General features: G+C 66.4%; 18 protein-coding genes. 2 read left to right on the forward strand and 16 right to left on the reverse strand.

All coding sequences use genetic code 11. The annotated features are described in order from the left end of the window. Window positions 1-26: 26 nt before the first annotated feature. The 12 genes from pufC to ACV959_RS02360 all read right to left on the reverse strand — a co-directional run bounded on the left by pufC (window position 27) and on the right by ACV959_RS02360 (window position 10,884). Window positions 27-1,049, reverse strand: coding sequence for a photosynthetic reaction center cytochrome PufC (gene pufC, locus ACV959_RS02305; RefSeq protein WP_475738313.1), 1,023 nt, complete (start codon window positions 1,047-1,049; stop codon window positions 27-29). Beyond that, complete coding sequence (gene pufM, locus ACV959_RS02310; protein ID WP_475738314.1) at window positions 1,046-2,023, reverse strand: photosynthetic reaction center subunit M; 978 nt, start codon at window positions 2,021-2,023, stop codon at window positions 1,046-1,048. Before pufM ends, pufC begins: the two co-directional genes overlap by 4 nt. 18 nt (window positions 2,024-2,041) lie before the next feature. Then, entirely contained in the window at window positions 2,042-2,866 is an 825-nt protein-coding gene (pufL, locus tag ACV959_RS02315; RefSeq protein WP_475738315.1) for a photosynthetic reaction center subunit L, read from the reverse strand. 111 nt (window positions 2,867-2,977) lie between these two features. Continuing rightward, window positions 2,978-3,160, reverse strand: a complete 183-nt coding sequence (gene pufA / locus ACV959_RS02320) for a light-harvesting antenna LH1, alpha subunit (protein WP_475738316.1) — start codon at window positions 3,158-3,160, stop codon at window positions 2,978-2,980. A gap of 10 nt (window positions 3,161-3,170) precedes the next feature. Next, window positions 3,171-3,395: a light-harvesting antenna LH1, beta subunit gene (pufB, locus tag ACV959_RS02325; protein WP_475738317.1), complete on the reverse strand. Its 225-nt coding sequence runs from the start codon at window positions 3,393-3,395 to the stop codon at window positions 3,171-3,173. 90 nt (window positions 3,396-3,485) lie between these two features. Then, window positions 3,486-3,731, reverse strand: coding sequence for a hypothetical protein (locus ACV959_RS02330; protein WP_475738318.1), 246 nt, complete (start codon window positions 3,729-3,731; stop codon window positions 3,486-3,488). Between the two features lie 59 nt (window positions 3,732-3,790). Further along, on the reverse strand, window positions 3,791-5,248 hold the full coding sequence (bchZ, locus tag ACV959_RS02335; protein WP_475738319.1) for a chlorophyllide a reductase subunit Z: 1,458 nt from the start codon (window positions 5,246-5,248) through the stop codon (window positions 3,791-3,793). Then, window positions 5,242-6,780, reverse strand: coding sequence for a chlorophyllide a reductase subunit Y (gene bchY / locus ACV959_RS02340; RefSeq protein ID WP_475738320.1), 1,539 nt, complete (start codon window positions 6,778-6,780; stop codon window positions 5,242-5,244). The genes bchZ and bchY overlap by 7 nt, the downstream gene beginning before the upstream one ends. 8 nt (window positions 6,781-6,788) lie before the next feature. Continuing rightward, window positions 6,789-7,805, reverse strand: a complete 1,017-nt coding sequence (locus ACV959_RS02345) for a chlorophyllide a reductase iron protein subunit X (RefSeq protein WP_475738321.1) — start codon at window positions 7,803-7,805, stop codon at window positions 6,789-6,791. After that, window positions 7,802-8,746, reverse strand: coding sequence for a chlorophyll synthesis pathway protein BchC (gene bchC / locus ACV959_RS02350; RefSeq protein WP_475738322.1), 945 nt, complete (start codon window positions 8,744-8,746; stop codon window positions 7,802-7,804). The genes ACV959_RS02345 and bchC overlap by 4 nt, the downstream gene beginning before the upstream one ends. Window positions 8,747-8,837: 91 nt before the next feature. Continuing rightward, window positions 8,838-9,989, reverse strand: a complete 1,152-nt coding sequence (locus tag ACV959_RS02355; protein ID WP_475738323.1) for a methyltransferase — start codon at window positions 9,987-9,989, stop codon at window positions 8,838-8,840. Between the two features lie 10 nt (window positions 9,990-9,999). Continuing rightward, a complete protein-coding gene (locus ACV959_RS02360) occupies window positions 10,000-10,884 on the reverse strand; it encodes a polyprenyl synthetase family protein (protein WP_475738324.1) in 885 nt (294 codons plus the stop codon). A gap of 108 nt (window positions 10,885-10,992) precedes the next feature. Between ACV959_RS02360 and crtD the strand changes: the two genes are divergently transcribed. Together crtD and ACV959_RS02370 are read left to right on the forward strand one after the other, a co-directional pair. Further along, complete coding sequence (gene crtD / locus ACV959_RS02365) at window positions 10,993-12,498, forward strand: 1-hydroxycarotenoid 3,4-desaturase CrtD (RefSeq protein ID WP_475738325.1); 1,506 nt, start codon at window positions 10,993-10,995, stop codon at window positions 12,496-12,498. A 35-nt stretch (window positions 12,499-12,533) separates the two neighbouring features. Continuing rightward, the gene (locus ACV959_RS02370) at window positions 12,534-13,388 is read left to right on the forward strand and encodes a hydratase (protein WP_475739571.1); all 855 of its coding nucleotides are present in this window, start codon (window positions 12,534-12,536) and stop codon (window positions 13,386-13,388) included. Here ACV959_RS02370 and ACV959_RS02375 read toward each other — a convergent pair whose 3' ends face one another. From ACV959_RS02375 to bchO, 4 genes are read right to left on the reverse strand one after another with little or no spacing between them, the layout of a single operon-like run. Further along, the gene (locus ACV959_RS02375; protein WP_475738326.1) at window positions 13,389-13,529 is read right to left on the reverse strand and encodes a hypothetical protein; all 141 of its coding nucleotides are present in this window, start codon (window positions 13,527-13,529) and stop codon (window positions 13,389-13,391) included. A gap of 4 nt (window positions 13,530-13,533) precedes the next feature. Next, entirely contained in the window at window positions 13,534-14,586 is a 1,053-nt protein-coding gene (locus ACV959_RS02380; protein ID WP_475738327.1) for a phytoene/squalene synthase family protein, read from the reverse strand. After that, window positions 14,567-16,093 (reverse strand): phytoene desaturase, encoded by a 1,527-nt coding sequence (locus ACV959_RS02385; protein WP_475738328.1) that lies wholly within the window; start codon window positions 16,091-16,093, stop codon window positions 14,567-14,569. Before ACV959_RS02385 ends, ACV959_RS02380 begins: the two co-directional genes overlap by 20 nt. Before the next feature lie 32 nt (window positions 16,094-16,125). Next, window positions 16,126-17,034, reverse strand: a complete 909-nt coding sequence (gene bchO / locus ACV959_RS02390; RefSeq protein WP_475738329.1) for an alpha/beta fold hydrolase BchO — start codon at window positions 17,032-17,034, stop codon at window positions 16,126-16,128. Window positions 17,035-17,037 lie beyond the last annotated feature (3 nt).

Below are 17,037 nucleotides of genomic sequence, written 5' to 3' on the forward strand. Positions count from 1 at the left end.
CTTTTAGTTTGCGGAGGTAAGGGTTTTTATTTCGCCTTTCCGCCGAGTTCCGGGTAGTCCTTCGCCATGCTCGCGCCGTAGAGCGGTTTGCTGACGCCCTGGTGGCAGGTGGCGCAGTTCGCCTTGGGCGCGTCGCCCAGCGGCCCAAGCCGGTTCGCCGGATAGGACGCCTTGAGCGGTTCGAGATAGGCGCCGTTGAGCTCTCGCACCATTTCGAGTCCGTGCCAGGCGGTCGCCCGCTGCGGCGTGCTTTCCGACCAGCTCCAGAAAGCGCGGGAGTTGTGGCAGAAGGTGCAGTTGACGCCAAGGCTCTGGGACATGTGGATCATCAGCGCGAAGGATTTTTCGGTCGCCTGAATGGCCGCGCCCGATTCCTTCGGCAGGGCGTCCTTCGCGCTGACGCGGATCGGCTGATTGTCGAACAGATAGAGCGTCAGCGGATCATAGGTCAGGCTGGTCGTTCCGTTCGCCGGCGAGGGATGGCCGAAACCGTCGTTCGTCGCCGCGAAACCGCCGGCGCCGGCCTTGCCGGGGTCCATGCGCCAGACATGCGTGGGAACCGGCTGTCCCCGATGGCAGGTGTAGCAGGTCACGCCCGTCTCGCCCACATGCGCGGTCCAGAGCTTGTTCACGTCGCGCGTCATCTGCAGCATCCGCCGCGCGACGATCTTCGTGTAAAGGCCGTCGTCAGCAAAATTCTCCGCATTGTGGCAATAGGCGCAGCCCTGATCGGGCGACACCCATTGCGTGATGGCGGTCATGACGCGGTTGAACTGCTCCGTGCTGAGGTCGGTTAGCACTTTCACATTCTTGTATGTCTGCGTGGCGCGCTCGCCGTCGGGCGAGGCGGGTTCGACGACGTCCGGCAGCGCATTCTCAAGCCTTTTCATGCGCTCAGCGTTCGCGCTGACGAGCTGCGCCATCGCCGTGCCGCGGAATCCGTTTTGCGTCACGTGGATGGGCGGTTTCGTCCAGCCGGAAGTAAAGAGCATCGCCGTCGTCAGCAGAACGGCGGCGACGACGCCGATGAAGGAGAGTCCGAGTTTCATTGGGCGGCTCCTGCGGCTGCCGCGGGATCGACCACGGGCGGAAAATAATGGGGATATTCCGGAACGATGCCGTGAGCGACGCCCCAGAGATACCAGTTGTCGACGACCGTGCCTGTGAGAAGGATGCCGATGCCGCCGCTCAGCGGGCACAGCACCGCGAACCACCAGGCCCAGCGATGGATCGACTCCATTGTGGCGTTGAAGCCCATCGTCCAGCGCCAGAAGAGCGCCGCGCGTTCAGACGCGGTGCCGCGGTCGAGGATCTGCTCGATCTCGCGCTCGCCGCCGAACCGGCTTACCGCCAGAATGGTCGCGCCATGCATCGCGAAGAGCAGGGTCGAGCCGTAAAGGAAAACGATCGAGAGCATATGGAAGGGGTTGTAGAAGAGATTGCCGTAACGGATCGAGAAGGCTGCGGTCCAGTCGAGATGCGGGAAAATCCCGAACGGCACCGCCTCGCTCCAGCTGCCCATTAGCAACGGACGGATGAAGCCGAGCACAAGATAGAGCCAGATCGCGGCGAGGAACGCCCACGCCGTATGCGTGCCGAGCCCCAAGGCCCGCGCGCGCTTGTAGACGCGCACCCACCAGAGCAGGATCGACGTCGTCAGGAAGAAGCCGGCGATTAGCCACCAGCCGCCTTCAGCGAGCGGCGGCAGAACTTTGAGGCCGTATTCCGGCTTCGGCGGCTCCAGCGCGAGCCAGGGCAGTTGCCGCACGAATTGCACGGGATCCCAGTTCACGGAGGCCCACATGTTGAGCCCGATGATCTCGAAGGCGATGAAACCGCAGACGAGCGACAGCGTGCCGATGTAACCGAGATAGATGGGGCCGAGCTGCGCATTGCCGATCTTGCCGAACACATGGACGAAAAATCCTTCGCCCGTTCGCTGGATCTCATCCGAAAGGACGCCTGGTTCGGGCTCCTTTCCCCTCACCTGAACTTGCGTGAAGATGTTTTGATAATATGCCACGATCCGTCTCCCCGAGCGTTAGCGCCAGACCGGAAGATTGAGCCACCAGTTCCACCACTCCGGCCATCCCCGCGTCCAGAACGGGCCGCTGATGATGATGCAGACCGCGCTCCAGAAGACGGCGGCCAGCGCGAGAAACAATCCCAGGCGATGAATGCCGAGCGTGCCGATCGAATAGCCGATGATGTCGCGGAAGAAGGTGTCTTCATGCTCGGGCGTCTTCACCGGCTCGCCTTTGGGCGGGTTCGTGGCGGACAGAACGAGCGAGCCGTGCAGCGACAGGGCGAGCGTCGTCGTGAAGAAGAACGACACGGCGATCATATGCGCTGGATTGTAATGGAAATGCAGATATTGATAGCCGGTGTTGGACACCCAGTCGAGGTGACTGAGAATGCCGTATGGAAAGCCGTGTCCCCACGCGCCGAGCAACATCGGACGGAAGACGACGAGCGTGACATAGGCGAGGATCGCGAAGCTGAACGCGAAGGGCACATGGTAGCCGATGCCGAGCTTCCGGCAGATTTCGACTTCGCGAAGCGCCCATGAAACGAAAGCGCCGATCGCGCAGATCGTGATGATCTGCCAGAGTCCGCCTTCCTTGAGCGGCGCGAGGGCCAAACCGTATTTGATGTCTGGCGGCGCAATGTTGATCTGCCAGACATTCCATGTCGGCCCGATCGCCGCGCCGTAGACGATCAGCGCCGTTCCGAGCGCCGAAAAGATGATGGTCGTTACGCCGAAAAATCCGACGTAGAAGGGGCCGACCCAAAAGTCGAAGAGGTCTCCCCCCAGGAGCGTGCCGCCCCGCACGCGATATTTTCTCTCGAAACTCAGCATCGCCATCGCGGAATCTCCTCGCTGGGTCGTCTCTTCCTGAGATGAATGGCCACGGGCAGACGCGCAGGGCGCGCGCCTGTCCGCAACGGTTGTCTGATAGGTTCGTGTCGGGACAGATCAGCCGAAAGAGTTCGGCTGTGTCAGCTCGATCTGGCCGGTCCTGGTGCGCGGACCTTCCAGCCAGTTGAACCGGTCGGTGCTGAGCAGGATGAAATGAATCAGCAGCGCCAGCGTGAACAGGAAGGTGAAAAGCGCGACCAGCGTGCGTCGCGGATCGAACAGCAACCAAATCTTGTGCATGTCGTCCTCCTTAGCCGATGAAGGGCAGCGCGCTGTGAACGGCGTTGGTCACGCCGTCGAGCATGGCGTAGCCCTTCGGGCCCGGCAGCCACGGGCGCCAGTTCCACACGAGCACATGCGCGATGATCGCGATGATGGTGAAGCCCAGGAAGCTCTTGATGAAGAGGCTGTGGAACTCCAGGGCCTCCGCCTCTGTCAAACCGGACAGTGACGACCTTTCCTTGTCGTTGGCCATTGTCTTGACCTCCGTTAGCATTACCGCGCACGCCTTACGCGGCGACAATAATCGTGACGCTTTGCGTCACGACAGGCGTTCCGACCGGCTTTACCGGACGAAGGCTTGCAAGGTCTTTCGCGCCCAGACCGCGTAGGAAATCGCAATCGACGCATTGTCCCGCGCGTCGAGGAGCATCGAGCGCGAGGGTTTGGACTGGATTTCACCGCGCGTCACGACGCGCGAAGCGAGCCGCTTGGCGCCGTCGGCGGTCAGCAACAATGGATAAAGGGCCGCAAAGAGGACGAAGAACTGGATCCGGTCGAGATTCGTCGTCGTATGGACAGCCGTCTGCATGTCGCGCCCCTTTCCTGAGAGAGCCTCAATCGAATGTGATGCGAAGCGAAGCTGCGTCGTCATGCGCTGCGGCCCTCCATCGCCAATGCGCGCGCCCGATCGACGCGCTCGATGCTGACATGATCTTCGCCCGCACGGCGCGCTTCGCGTTCGGCGGCGTCGCGCAGCCTCTTCGCGGCGGAAATGCGCACAAGCACCGGCATCGCCTCGACGATCTCGTCGAGTAGCGCCTTGGCGGCTTCGTCCCATGCGAGTTCGCGGTGCGGACGCGCCGGCGTCGAGTCGACCTTGTCGAGCTCCGTTCCGAGCGGCAGGACGTTGAAGAGCGCGTCGAAGAGCGCGTTGCAGACTTCCTGCACGAGATAGGTTGCGCCCGAATATCCTATGAAGGGCGTGCCCGTGTGGCGTCGAATGATTGCGCCGGGGAAGGATGCCGGAATATAAATTGCGCGTGCGCCGCATTCGGCGGCGTACATGCGTTCGTTGTAGCTGCCAAAGAGAACGAGCGGCGTTTTCTCGGCGACGGCCCTCCGCACGCTGGCGTTGTCCGTCTTCTCGCCGGGCTTGCGCGCGATCGCGAATTTGCAGGGAAGCCCCATCTCGTCTTCGAGGAAGTGACGTATGCCGCGCGCATAGGTTTCGTTGGCGACGACGCCGAAGGACGCTGTGCCGAAGAAATCCTGCGTCACCGAGCGCCACAAATCCCACAGCGGCTTGATGGTCGTGTGTTTCTCGCGCGCGATGAAGGGGGCGGGATCAAGATCCAGCAGCTCTCCGAGCGCATGCAGGAATTTCGTCGTGCTGTGCAGTCCGATCGGGGCCTGCAAATAGGGCCGATCGAGCTCCTCGCACAGGCTGCGCCCAAATTCACGATACATGCAGATGTTGGCGTCGGCGTCGGCGAGCCGCGCGACGTCCGCGACATGGCTGCCGAGGGGGAAAACCATGTTGATCTCGGCGCCGATCCCTTCGACGAGCCGCGTGATTTCCGCCAGGTCGGAGGGCATGTTGAACATGCCGTAGCTCGGGCCGATGATGTTGACGCGCGGCTTCGCGTCCGGCGCGCGCGGCTTCTGCTTTGGAGTCTTGCCTTTTTTCGCGCCATATTCGCGCCAGAGCCATGTCAGTGCGCGGTCGGCGCACTGCCATTGATCCTCGTCGATCGTGCGCGGGAGAAAGCGCTGGAGGCCGGTTCCTTCCGGCGTCACGCCGCCGCCGATCATTTCGGCGATCGAGCCCGTGACGACGACCGCCGGAAGATTGGAATCCAGCGTCGCATGGGCGCGCTTCATCGCGCCTTCGGTGCCGTGGCGGCCGAGTTCTTCCTCCGAAAGACCTGTGACGACGATCGGAAGTTCGTGCGGCGGAAGCGCGTCGGTGTAATGCAGCACCGAGGTCACGGGCAGATTTTCGCAACCCACGGGCCCGTCGATGACGACCTGCAATCCCTTGATCGCAGTGAAGACATAGACGGCGCCCCAATAGCCGCCCGCGCGGTCGTGATCGAGGACTAGCATGCGCCCATCTCCTCGGCCGGCTTTCGCGCGCGCCGTGCGCGCTGCTTCGCTCTGAACTCCGGACGGTCGCGCGGGACATCCCGCCACACGCCCGCAGCGTCGCCTTCGCCCACGCCTTCAAAGAAGGCGTTCATGTCGTCGAAGCGCGCCTTTCCTGCGATTGCGGCGTTGATCACCTGCGCGAGCGAGCCTGCGCCGGCGACGCCCATCAAGGGGCGCGCGGAGATGAGGTTCGTGAAGTAAAGCGCAGGGGTCGCGTTCTGCTTGGCCTTCTGCACGACAGGCGTCGTGCCGATCGCGAGATCGGGCCGAAATTCTTCGAAGGCCGCGAAATCCTGTTCCAGCGAGGCGCGATATTGGACATGTACGCCCTTGGCTTCGAGCCATTCGCGGTCGGCGTCCGAAAACGCCGTGCGCGGGCAGGCGGTGCCGACGTAGCGCAGATCGGCGCCGCTTTCGACGAGAAGGCGTCCGACGAGAAGCTCCGAGCCTTCGTAACCCGAAAGCGTGATGCGGCCCCTGATGGGCGTCGCCGCCAGCGCGCCCCTGATCGCCGGGAGCAGGCGATTCTTTGCTGCGTCGATGCGGTCGCGTGGAAGATTGCAAGCGTTTCCGATTGCCTCGAACCAGGCCGCCGTTCCGTCGTGGCCCACGGGCGCGGAGCCGACGACCTTGCGGCCCGCCGCCTCGAATTCGCGCACGCAGGCGGCATAAAACGGATGGATCGCCGCGACGGCCGCGCAATCGAGCGCGCCATACAATTCGCGCCATTCGCGGGTCGGAACGACCGGGCCGGCCGAAAGCCCGAGAAGATCCAGCATGGCGGCGATCTGCATGGGATCGGCGGGGAACATTTCGCCGAGCAGCGTCACGGCAGGCTTGTCGCTTTTCGGCGCGCGCGGCGCCTGGACGGGACCGCGTTCGGCTTCCTGCCGCGCGACGCGCAGCATCGCGCCGGCGAGCACGTCCTTCGCTTCGGCATGGGTGGGCACGCCGAAGCCCGGAACGTCGACGCCGATGACGCGCACGCCGTCGATCTCCTTCGGCAGCAATTTCAGCGGCACGCCGGAGGCGGTCGGCACGCAAAGATTGATGACGACGACGGCGTCGTATTTCTCGGGATCGGCGAGATTGAAAACGGCGTCGCGAATATCCTCGAACAGCTTGCCGGTGACGAGCGTTTCGGAATTGAACGGCACATAGCCGACCGTGCGCCGCGCGCCATAGAAATGCGAGGTGAAAGTCAGGCCGTAGACGCAACAGGCCGAGCCGGAAAGGACCGTCGCCGTGCGGCGCATGCGCAAGCCCACGCGCAGCGAGCCGAAGGCCGGGCACATGCTTTGCGGCTGATCGTGAGGCCCGACGGGATAATCCCTGGCGTATCGCCCGAGCGTTTCGCTCATGCCGGCGGCCATGGCCGCCTCGCGCAGCTTGTCCTTGCCGGCGTGGCAACCGAGTCCGTCGGTTTCAGTCGCCGCGAAATCGACCTGGGGCGCGTCGGCGTTGCTGAGTTGGGGCGCGTGATCGGTCATGGCGCGGCTCACGCGTTGTCGTAGACGACTTCGAGCGACGGTTTCCCGACGGCCGCCGTTCCGCACATGTCTTCAATGGTCGCGGGCGTCAGCGTCACGTCGCGGCCGACAGCCTCGCTCTTGAATAGGCCGAGCAGCTGGTCCTGCGTCAGCGGGCGGGGCTGATTTGGCCTGGCTTCGGCGACATTGACGGCGAGCTCGGAAAAGAGCGCCCCCCAGCGTCCATCCGGTTTGCCGATGATTTCGTAATTCGCGCTCTTGCGGCGAATGTCCTCGTCGGCGGGGATGGAGGAGAGGATCGGAATGCCGGCCTCGCGCGCGAACGCCTGCGCCTCGCCCGTGCCGTCGTCCTTGTTGATGACCATGCCGCCGACGCCGACATTGCCGCCGAGTTTGCGGAAATATTCGACAGCCGAACAGACGTTGTTGGCGACATAGAGCGACTGGAGGTCGTTCGATCCGACGACGATCACCTTCTGGCACATGTCGCGGGCGATGGGCAGGCCGAAGCCGCCGCAGACGACGTCGCCGAGAAAATCGAGCAGGACGAAGTCGAATCCCCAGTCGTGGAAGCCGAGTTTTTCCAGTAGCTCGAAGCCGTGAATGATGCCGCGTCCGCCGCAGCCGCGTCCGACCTCCGGCCCGCCGAGCTCCATGGCGAAGACGCCGTCGCGCTTGAAGCAGACGTCGCCGATCGCGACCTCGTCGCCCGCAAGCTTCTTTTTCGTCGAGGTTTCGATGATGGTCGGGCAGGCGCGGCCGCCGAAGAGAAGAGAAGTCGTATCGCTCTTGGGATCGCAGCCGATGAGCAGGACTTTCTTGCCCTGCTGCGCCATCATGTAGGAGAGGTTGGCGAGCGTGAAGCTCTTGCCGATGCCGCCCTTGCCGTAGATCGCGATGATCTGCGTCGCTTTCGTCGACTGCGTCGGAACGGGATCCGGTTCGACGGCGGCCTCCGCGCGCAAAAGATGCGCGGGCGGATTGGCCATTTCTTCGCGGGTCAAGAATCCTTGCTCGAGGTTCATGCGCATCCACTCCAGTCGAGGACCATCTTGAGGCAGGAAGGGTCGTTGAAGGCGGTTCTGTAGGCCTCCGGCGCGTCGGCGGCGGAGCGTCGGTGCGTGATGAGCCCGTCGAGAGAGAGCCGTTCCGCTTCGACGAGGCGCGCAACCTCGGCCAGATCTTTCGGCGCCCATTGCGCGGCGATGCGAATGCGCGTCTCGCGCATGAAGGCGGGGACGAAATCGAAAGACAGCGGCCTGTCGTAGAAGCCCGCGAGAACGATTTCGCCGCCCGGGGCGAGACGTGCGATCAGCGCGTCGAGAATGTCCGGATCGCCGCTGACGTCGATGATCGTCCGATAATTGCGGCGCGGATCCTCGTCTGGCGTCGTGACGCGATAGACGTCGGCGCCTTGCGCCCGTTCTGGGTTCAACTCCCAGACAGTCGGCGGCGCGCCGCCATCGGCGAGCGCGAGACGCGCAAGCAGTCGACCGAGCACGCCGTGCCCGACGATGAGTTCGCCGTCGCCGGCGTCGACGCCCGCGCGGGCGTGAAAGGCCGTGGCGGCGAGCGCGAGGAGGATTCCTTTCTCGTCAAGCGCGTCGGAAACCGGAACGGCGCGCGACGCGGCCGTGACGAGATGAGAGGCGGCGCCGCCGAAGAGGCCGCGCACGGGCCCGAAACATCTGGCGCCGGGAACGAAGACGCGCTGGCCGGGACCCAGTCTTGAATTGCGGCCCGCCTCGACTATGGCTCCGACGCTCTCGTAGCCGGGAACGAGCGGATAACCCATGCCGGGGAAGGCCGGCATGCGGCCCGTATAGAGCAGGCGCTCGGTTCCCGTGCTGATTCCGCTCCAGCGGGTCTCCACGACGATGTCGTCCGCCGTCGGCGCGTCGAGAGTCAGCCTGTTGAGAGCAATCCGCTCGGGCTGTTCGAGGACGATCGCGAGGGCGTTCGGCATGGCGCTTTGTTCCGCTGCCGGCGGCGGGAAAAACCCCGCAGCCTCGAGCAAACGTCATCTTAAACTGACAACAAAAAACGTCAACACAGATTTACACCGTATGCGCAATTATCGCGCTCACGAGCAGCGGGCGTCGCGTCGGAGGATGACGAATGTCATGAAAACCCGTCTCGCGAAGCAGCCGGGCGATCTCTGTCGCGCTCCGGGGCCGGCCGCGGCCCATGGCGAGAAGATAGAAACCGAAATAGGCGGCGCCGATCGGCTCCGCGCCGGGCGTTTCGGACATGGGCTCGGCGAGAAGCAGCGTTCCGCCGCGCGGGAGCGCGTCCCTGACGCGGCTCAGGATCGCGCGCGCCGATTCGTCGTCGTGATCGTGCAGCACGCGCACGAGAGAGACGATGTCCGCGCCTGTCGGAAGGGGGTCGGAGAGAAAGCTGCCGCCGTGCGCCGCCGCGCGATCCGACAGGCCGCGCGCCTCGAAATCCGCCTGCGCGCGCGCGGCGACGCCGGGGAGGTCGAATAGAGCGAAACGAAGATGCGGGAAGCGTTCCGCGGCCGCCGCGATAAAGGCGCCCTCGCCGCCGCCGGCGTCGAGAAGGAAGCGATGCGCCCCGAGCGGATAGGCGTCGAGAATGTCCTGCGCGAGCATCGCCTGCGAGCGCGACATGAGTTCGCTGTAGGCGCGACAGGTCTCGGCGTCTGCGCCGTTCGAGGCCATTCCCGGCCGGTCTCCCGCATAGGGCCAGAACGCGGAGAGCTTTGTCGCAACCTCGTTGCGCAGCAGCGCGACCGGATCGCGGAGGTCATCGTAGAGCAGGGCGTGATGTTCAATGAAGCCGGCGATCGACGGATTGCCGAGCATCGCCGCGCCGAGATCGTCGAGCGCGTAGCGGCCGTCTGGCAGGGCGCGCAGAAGCTTCAGGGAAACGGCGGCGCGCAGCAGTCTCTCCGCCGCCTCGGGCGGAAGCGCGAGACGCGCGGAGAGGTCGTCGAGAGCGGCGGGCCCCCGCGCGAGGATGGCGAACAGATCGAGCCGCACGCAGGCGAGCAGGATTTGCGAATAAACGAAGCCGGCGCACAGGTCGAACAAGGCGCGCGTGCGCCGGCGCGCGACAAACCGCGTGAAAAGCGATCCCGCCGCCCAGCGTTGAAATTCCGGCGTGGCGATCAGCCGGCTGCGGAAGACGAGCCAGCGCTCCCTCAGGGAAACGATCGGCGCCTGGAGAGCGGTCGGCAGCGTCACGGCGGCGCGCTCAAGCGGCGGCGCGCGCGCGCCGCCCGGGGAAGAACATCGCCGTCTGCGCGGCGATCCTCTCTCGCAACTCCGCCGCGCCGGGGCAGTCGGGGATCGACTCCATGGCCGTCGACAGGAGATCCTCGAGACGGCTTTTCGCGCCGGAGACGCCGAGCTGCGCGGCGGCGTTGGGCCGCAGGCGCGTCGCGTCCTGGCCGATCGGCTTTCCGAGCTCCTCGGCGCTGCACAGCACGTCGCGCAAATCGTCCGCGACCTGATAGGCTTCGCCGATCTTTTCGCCGAGCGTGCGCCAGGGCTCGTGAGGAACCCCGGCGGCGGCGGCGCCGGAGACGGTCGCCGCGACGAAAAGCGCGCCTGTCTTTGCGCGCTGATAATCGGCGAGCGATACGGCCGGCTCGCACTCCCACGCCTGGCCCGCGACGATTCCATTGGGCGACCCGACGGATTGCGCGACCGTCGTCAGCAGCGCCGTCATGCGCCGGCAGTCGGCGGCGGCGTATCTGACGAGATTCTCGAAGGCGAGAACGATCAGCGCGTCGCCGGTCAGAACGGCGATCGGCTCGCCATATTCGAGATGGATCGTCGGCTTGCCGCGCCGCGTGTCCGCATCGTCGAAACATGGCAGGTCGTCATGGACCAGCGAGGCGCAATGCAATAGCTCGATGGAGGCCGCCGCGGCGTCGGCGGCTGCGGGATCGGCGTCGCCGCAGGCCTGCGCCACGGCGAGACACAGCTGGGGCCGGATGCGGTGGCCGCCGGGAAAGACCGCGTAATGCAAGGCGGAGCCGAGAATCGGCGGCGCGGCGAGCCCCGCCTGCCGTTGGCCCTGCGCATCGAGAATCGCCCGTTCGAGGGCCTGTTCGATTCGCGCCGTCGTGTCCATGGCCGCTCCTCGCATCTGTAATGATAGGTTGTCGTTTACGAGCGTCAAATAATATTGACACCAATCCCCGCATTGATCAATGCTCTTCGACGAATGGAGGCGACGAAGATGAAGCCGCGCCGGGTGGCGGTCATTGGCGCGGGAGTCGGCGGGCTTTCCGCCGCCCTGCTCCTCGCAGCGCGCGGGTTCGACGTCGTCGTGCTGGAGCGCGCCGCCGCGCCGGGCGGCAAGATGCGCGAAGCGGACGCGGGCGGCGCGCGGATCGACGCGGGCCCGACCGTCTTCACCATGCGTTGGGTTTTCGACGAGATGTTCGACGAGGCGGGCGCGCGCTTTTCCGACCGACTGACGCTCGCGCCGCTCGAAACGCTCGCCCGTCACGCCTGGAGCGAAGAGGAGCGGCTCGATCTCTTCGCCGATCCCGAGCGCAGCGCCGACGCCATCGGCGCTTTCGCCGGCCCGCGCGAGGCGCGGGCCTATCGCGCGTTCCGCGCGCGCGCTGCGGGAATTTACGGAACGCTGCGCGACATTTTCATCCGCGCCTCGCGCCCCACGCCGGTCGGTCTCGTCGGCCGCGCCGGCCTTCGCGGGCTCGGCGATCTCGTTCGCATCTCGCCCTTTGCGACGATGTGGCGCGCGCTCGGCGAGCATTTCGAGGATGAGCGTCTGCGCCAGCTTTTCGGACGCTATGCGACCTATTGCGGTTCGTCGCCCTTTCTCGCGCCAGCGACGCTCATGCTCGTCGCCCATGTGGAGAGCGAAGGCGTCTGGCGCGTCGGCGGCGGCATGCATCGGCTGGCTGCGGCGCTCGCGGAACTCGCGCGCGAAAAGGGCGCCGTCATTCGTTATGGCTGCGCGGCGAAACGCATTGTCGTGGCGCGGGGCCGCGCCGCCGGCGTCGAGACCGAAGAGGGCGACTATTTCCCTGCAGACGCCGTCGTGATGAACGGGGATTTCGCAGCGCTCGGAGCGGGGCTCCTCGGTCCCGAGGCCGCGTCGGCCTGTCCCGCGCCGCCCGTCGCGCAGCGGTCGCTGTCGGCGATCACCTGGGCGATGCGGGCGAAAACGGACGGCTTTCCGCTCGCGCATCACAATATCTTCTTTTCATCGGACTACGCCGCCGAATTCGAGGACATCTTCGCGCGCAAGCGGCCGCCCCGCGCGCCGACCGTTTACGTCTGCGCGCAGGACCGAGGCGACGCCAGCGAGAGCGCTGCGCCGGATGCGGCCGAGCGCCTGCTGTGTCTCGTCAACGCGCCGCCTTCCGACGATCCCGGCGGCGCCGAACCTTCGGAGCTCCGATCATGCGAAGAGGCGACATTCCGGCTGCTCGAGAGATGCGGGCTCCTGATTCGGCGCGACAGCGCGACGACCGTCGTGACGACGCCGCGGGAGTTCGGCCGCCTCTTTCCGGCGACGGGAGGGGCGCTGTACGGACCGGCGTCTCACGGCTGGCGGGCGAGTTTCGCGCGTCCGGGGTCGCGCACGCGCTTGCCGGGCCTGTATCTAGCGGGCGGATCGACGCATCCGGGACCGGGCGTGCCGATGGCGGCGCTTTCGGGACGTCTCGCGGCGGCGAGCGTGACGGCGGACCTTCTTTCGACGCGCCGGTAGCGCCCGGCGGCTACGCCTGGTGGTATGTCGACGCGCTGAGCGACGACGGGCGCTGCGGGCTGACGGTCATCGCTTTCATCGGCAGCGTCTTCTCGCCCTATTACGCCTGGGCCGGCCGGCGCGATCCCGAAAATCATTGCGCCGTCAACGTCGCGCTCTACGGGCCGAACGGCCATCGCTGGGCGATGACCGAGCGCGGGCGCGGCGCGCTGACGCGGGACGCAATGCAGCTGGCGATCGGGCCGAGCGCCTTGCGCTGGGACGGCGCCGGGCTGACGATCGAGATCGACGAAATCTCGGCGCCCATTCCGCGCCGTCTGCGCGGCGTCGTGCGCGTCGAACCCACGGCGATCAACGCGCGCGCCTTCACGCTCGAAACGCAGGGCCGCCATCTCTGGCGTCCCATCGCGCCTCATGCGCGCGTCTCGCTCGATTTCGCATCGCCGGCGCTCAGCTGGCGCGGCGCCGGATATTTCGACATGAACGCCGGCGCCGAGGCGCTCGAAGACGGCTTTTCCTATTGGACATGGTCGCGGGCGAGCCGGAAGGACGGCGCCTCGACCATTCTCTACGACGCCGAGCGGCGCCGCGAGACGCCGCTTTCGCTCGCCTTGCGATTCGACCGCCATGGCGCATGTGAGGAATTCGAGGCGCCGCCTGTCGCGCAGCTTCCGCGCACGCTCTGGCGCGTCGCGCGGCGCACGCGCGGCGACGACGGTCGCGCGGAGGCGCTGCGCGGCTTCGAGGACACGCCTTTCTATTCGCGTTCGCTGATCGCCTCGACCTTGCAGGGCGAGCGGGTGGAGTCGGTGCACGAAAGCCTGTCTCTCGACCGCTTCGCCAATCCGGTCGTGCGCCTCATGCTGCCCTTCCGCATGCCGCGATGGTGATCAGTCGCCCTCGCGCTTGGCGCGTTCCTGTTCGAATTTCTTCTTTGCCTTCTCGGTCGCCCAAATCTGCCAGAGGCAGAAGCCGACGATGAGGCTGAAGGAGAAGACGAGTTCGACGACGCCGAAATAATCTTCGAGCATGGCGTCACTCGCCGAAACGTTCGGCGCGCTCGAGCCGCTCGAACATGTCGAGCACGCGCAGAACCTGCGCGCCGATGGCGCTGTATGTCGCGGCCGGACTTCGCGCCGGCGCGGGCGCGCGGGAGACCGCGTCGATGAGAAAGGCGGCCTGTTCGAGCGCAGGGGCCGCCGATCGCCGCGGCAAAAAGGGGGCGCCCGCGAGGGCGCGGGCGAGGAGCTGCGCCTTGCGCGGACCTGAAACGCGCGCGCGGTGGTTCACGCAATCGAGCGCGAATTTCCTGTCGAGGGCGCGGCCGATGTCGGCGTAGATCATCGCCGCGGCGAGGATCGCGGGACGGCAGGCGGGCGGCAGAGCCGCAATGCCGCTGCGCGCGCGCGCGTAAAGCGCGTCGGCCTCGCGCAGCAGCCGCGCCACGACCTGTTTCAGGGGCTCGTCCGGCGCGGGCTCGGCGAGAAATCTCCCAGGCTCGACGCCCGCCTCGCGCAGCCATCGCAGGGGCAGATAAATGCGGCCTGCGCGCGCATCCTCGCCGACGTCGCGCGCGATATTGGTGAGCTGCATGGCGATCCCGAGATCGCAGGCGCGCGCCAGCGCCTGCGGCGCGCGCACGCCCATCATCAGCGCCATCATGACGCCCACCGTTCCCGCGACGCGCGCCGCATAGGCGTAGAGATCCTCGATCGTTTCATATCGACGCCCTTCCGCGTCCCAGCCGAGTCCGTCGAGCAGCGCCTCCGGCACGGCGCGCGGGATGGCGAAGTCGCGAACCACATCCGCCATGGCGCGGTCGGCGGGAATCGGCAAGGGCCGCCCCTCATAGGCTCGCGCAAGCCTGTCGCGCAGCCGCGCGAGGGCGGGGAGCGAGCCGCCGTCGAGATCGACGGCGTCGTCGGAGAGACGGCAGAAGGCGTAAAGGCCGTAGGCGGGCCGCCGCGTCTTCGCGGGCAGGATCAGCGAGGCGGCGTGAAAGCTGCGCGACCCCTGACGTATCGCTTCGCGGCAGGCGGCGTGGTCGCTGTCGGTTGCAAAGCGCGTCTCAGGCGAAGACCGAGGCATGCGGAACCACCTTGTCGAGAATGCGCGCGGAGGAGAGAACGCCGGGAAGTCCCGCGCCCGGATGCGTGCCGGCGCCGACGATGAAGAGGTTGCGCACGTCTTCGCTGGCGTTGTGCGGCCGAAACCAGGCGCTTTGGGTCAGCACCGGCTCGAAGCTGAAGGCCGCTCCGCGAAAGGCGAGGAGCCGGCTTTCGAAATCCTGCGGCGTCGTCACGCGCGACGTCGCGATCTGCGACGACAGGCCGGGAAGAATCGACTGTTCCAGCGCCTCCGCGATCGCGGCGCGATAGGGCTCGGCGAGGCTCGCCCAGTCCTGCCCGCCTTCGAGATTGGGCACGGGAGATAGGACATAGAAGGCATCGCATCCCTCGGGCGCAAGCGACGGGTCGGTCGCCGTCGGACGATGCAGATACAGGCTGAAGTCGGCCGCGAGCCGCTTGCGCTGAAAAATATCCGCGATCAGCTCGCGATAGCGCGGACCCAGAAGAATGGTGTGATGCGCGACGTCCTCGTAGCGCCGCCGCACGCCGAAATACCAGAGGAAGAGGCCCATGGAATAATCGGCGCGTTCGATCTTGCGGTCGCTCCAGCGCCTGCGCGCGGCGGCGGGCAGAAGATGACGGTAGGTCCAGGCCGCATCCGCGTTGGAGACCACGACGTCGGCGCGGAGCGTCTCGCCGCTCGCGAGACGCGCGCCCCTGGCGGCGCCGTCTTCGACGATGATCGAGTCGACCTCGCTGTCGCAGCGGACCTCGCCGCCCTGTCCTTCGACGAGATCGACCAGGCACGCGACGAGCCGTCCCGTTCCGCCCATCGCGAAATGAACGCCGAAGCGCTGCTCGAGATGCGAGATGAGGCAATAGATCGCGGTCGCGCGAAACGGGCTGCCGCCGATAAGCAGCGGGTGGAAACTGAAGATGGTGCGCAGCCTCTCGTCGCGAAAGAACTGCGAGACGAGTCCGTAGACGCTGCGATAGCCCTGTAGGCGAATGAGGTCGCCCGCGATGCGCGCCATATCGAGCGGCGACGAAAAGGGAACGTCGCCCAGCCGTTCGAAGCCGATGCGGTAAATTTCCGTGCTCATGCGCATGAAGCGCTCATAGCCCTCGACGCCGTACTCGTCGAAACGCGCGATCTGCGCGCGCATCTTCGTCTGGTCAGCGCTGTAGTCGAAGCTCGTCCCATCGTGAAAGCGGATGCGATAGAACGGATCCATCGGCGCGAGTTCGACATCGTCGGACATTTTTCGTCCGCACAGCGCCCAAAGCTCCTCGAAGAGGAAAGGCGCGGTTACGATCGTAGGGCCGGCGTCGAACGTAAAGCCGTCCTGACGGTGGACATAGGCGCGCCCGCCAGGGGCGTCCAGCTTTTCGAGCACGGTGACCCGATAGCCGCGCGCCCCGAGCCGGACCGCCGCCGCGAGGCCGCCGAAACCAGAGCCGATCACAATCGCGCGGGGCTGCGCGGGCGACATCGACAAGGCCGATCGAGGGGCAAGTGTCAACATAGAATGACACTAGCAGTGTCAGCTATGATTGATCAAGGGAAAAGGCGCGGGGACGCCCGCATTTCGTCGGCGAGCCGCTCAACGATCTCGCAGACGCGGCCCGGCGCCTCTTCATGCGCGAGATGGCCGAGGCCCTCGATCTCCGCGAACGCCGCATCCGGCAAGCTCGCGGCGAGCCGCCGCGCAATCTGCGGCGCGACCGTCTTGTCGTTTGTCGCCGCGACGAGCGCGAGCGGCGTCGCGAGGCGCGGGAGATCGCGCTGAAGGGCGCGCAGATCCCAGTTCGCCATCATCCCCAGCGCCCCGCCGACATGGGCGGGATTCGCCAGAAGCCGCGCATAGAGATCGACGCCGCGCGCGTCGATCCGCGAACCTGTGCCGTCGAGCAGCCGGGCCGTGGCGGCGCGATCCGCCGACCGAGCGAAAAAATGCGGCGCGAGCGGGTTTAGGAAGAGGAGCTTCGCCATCGGCGGCAGAATATGGCCAGCGAGGCCCGTGAAAGGCGCCAGCGCGCCGTTGAGGCTGACGACGCGGCGCGGCGCGATGCGCCCGTCGAGGCGAAGGCGCGCGAGGATGGCGGCGCCGGCCGAATGTCCGACGGCAAGCTCGGGAGAGAAGCCCAGGGCGTCGAGCAGCGCGGCGAGCGCATGGGCCATGCCGGGCAGCGACAGGGTGGGGGGGCCTGCGCCGGCGGTGAAGCCGTGGCCTGGCAGGTCAGGCGCCAGCACGCGCCAGCGGCGCGCCAGGATCGGCGTGACGTCGCGCCAGGAATGGGTCGCGGCGCCGGTTCCGTGCAACAGGAGAAGCGGCGGGCCGTCGCCCATGATTTGCACATGCCAGCGCAGCCCGCCCGCCTCGATCATGCGGCTCGCGGCGCGGTTCGGCCAGTCGGCGCCGTCGCGTTCGAGCGTGAGGCGGCCGGTTTCGGCGAGCGGAAACATGGA

It is taken from the genome of Methylocystis sp. Se48 (genome assembly GCF_056269425.1).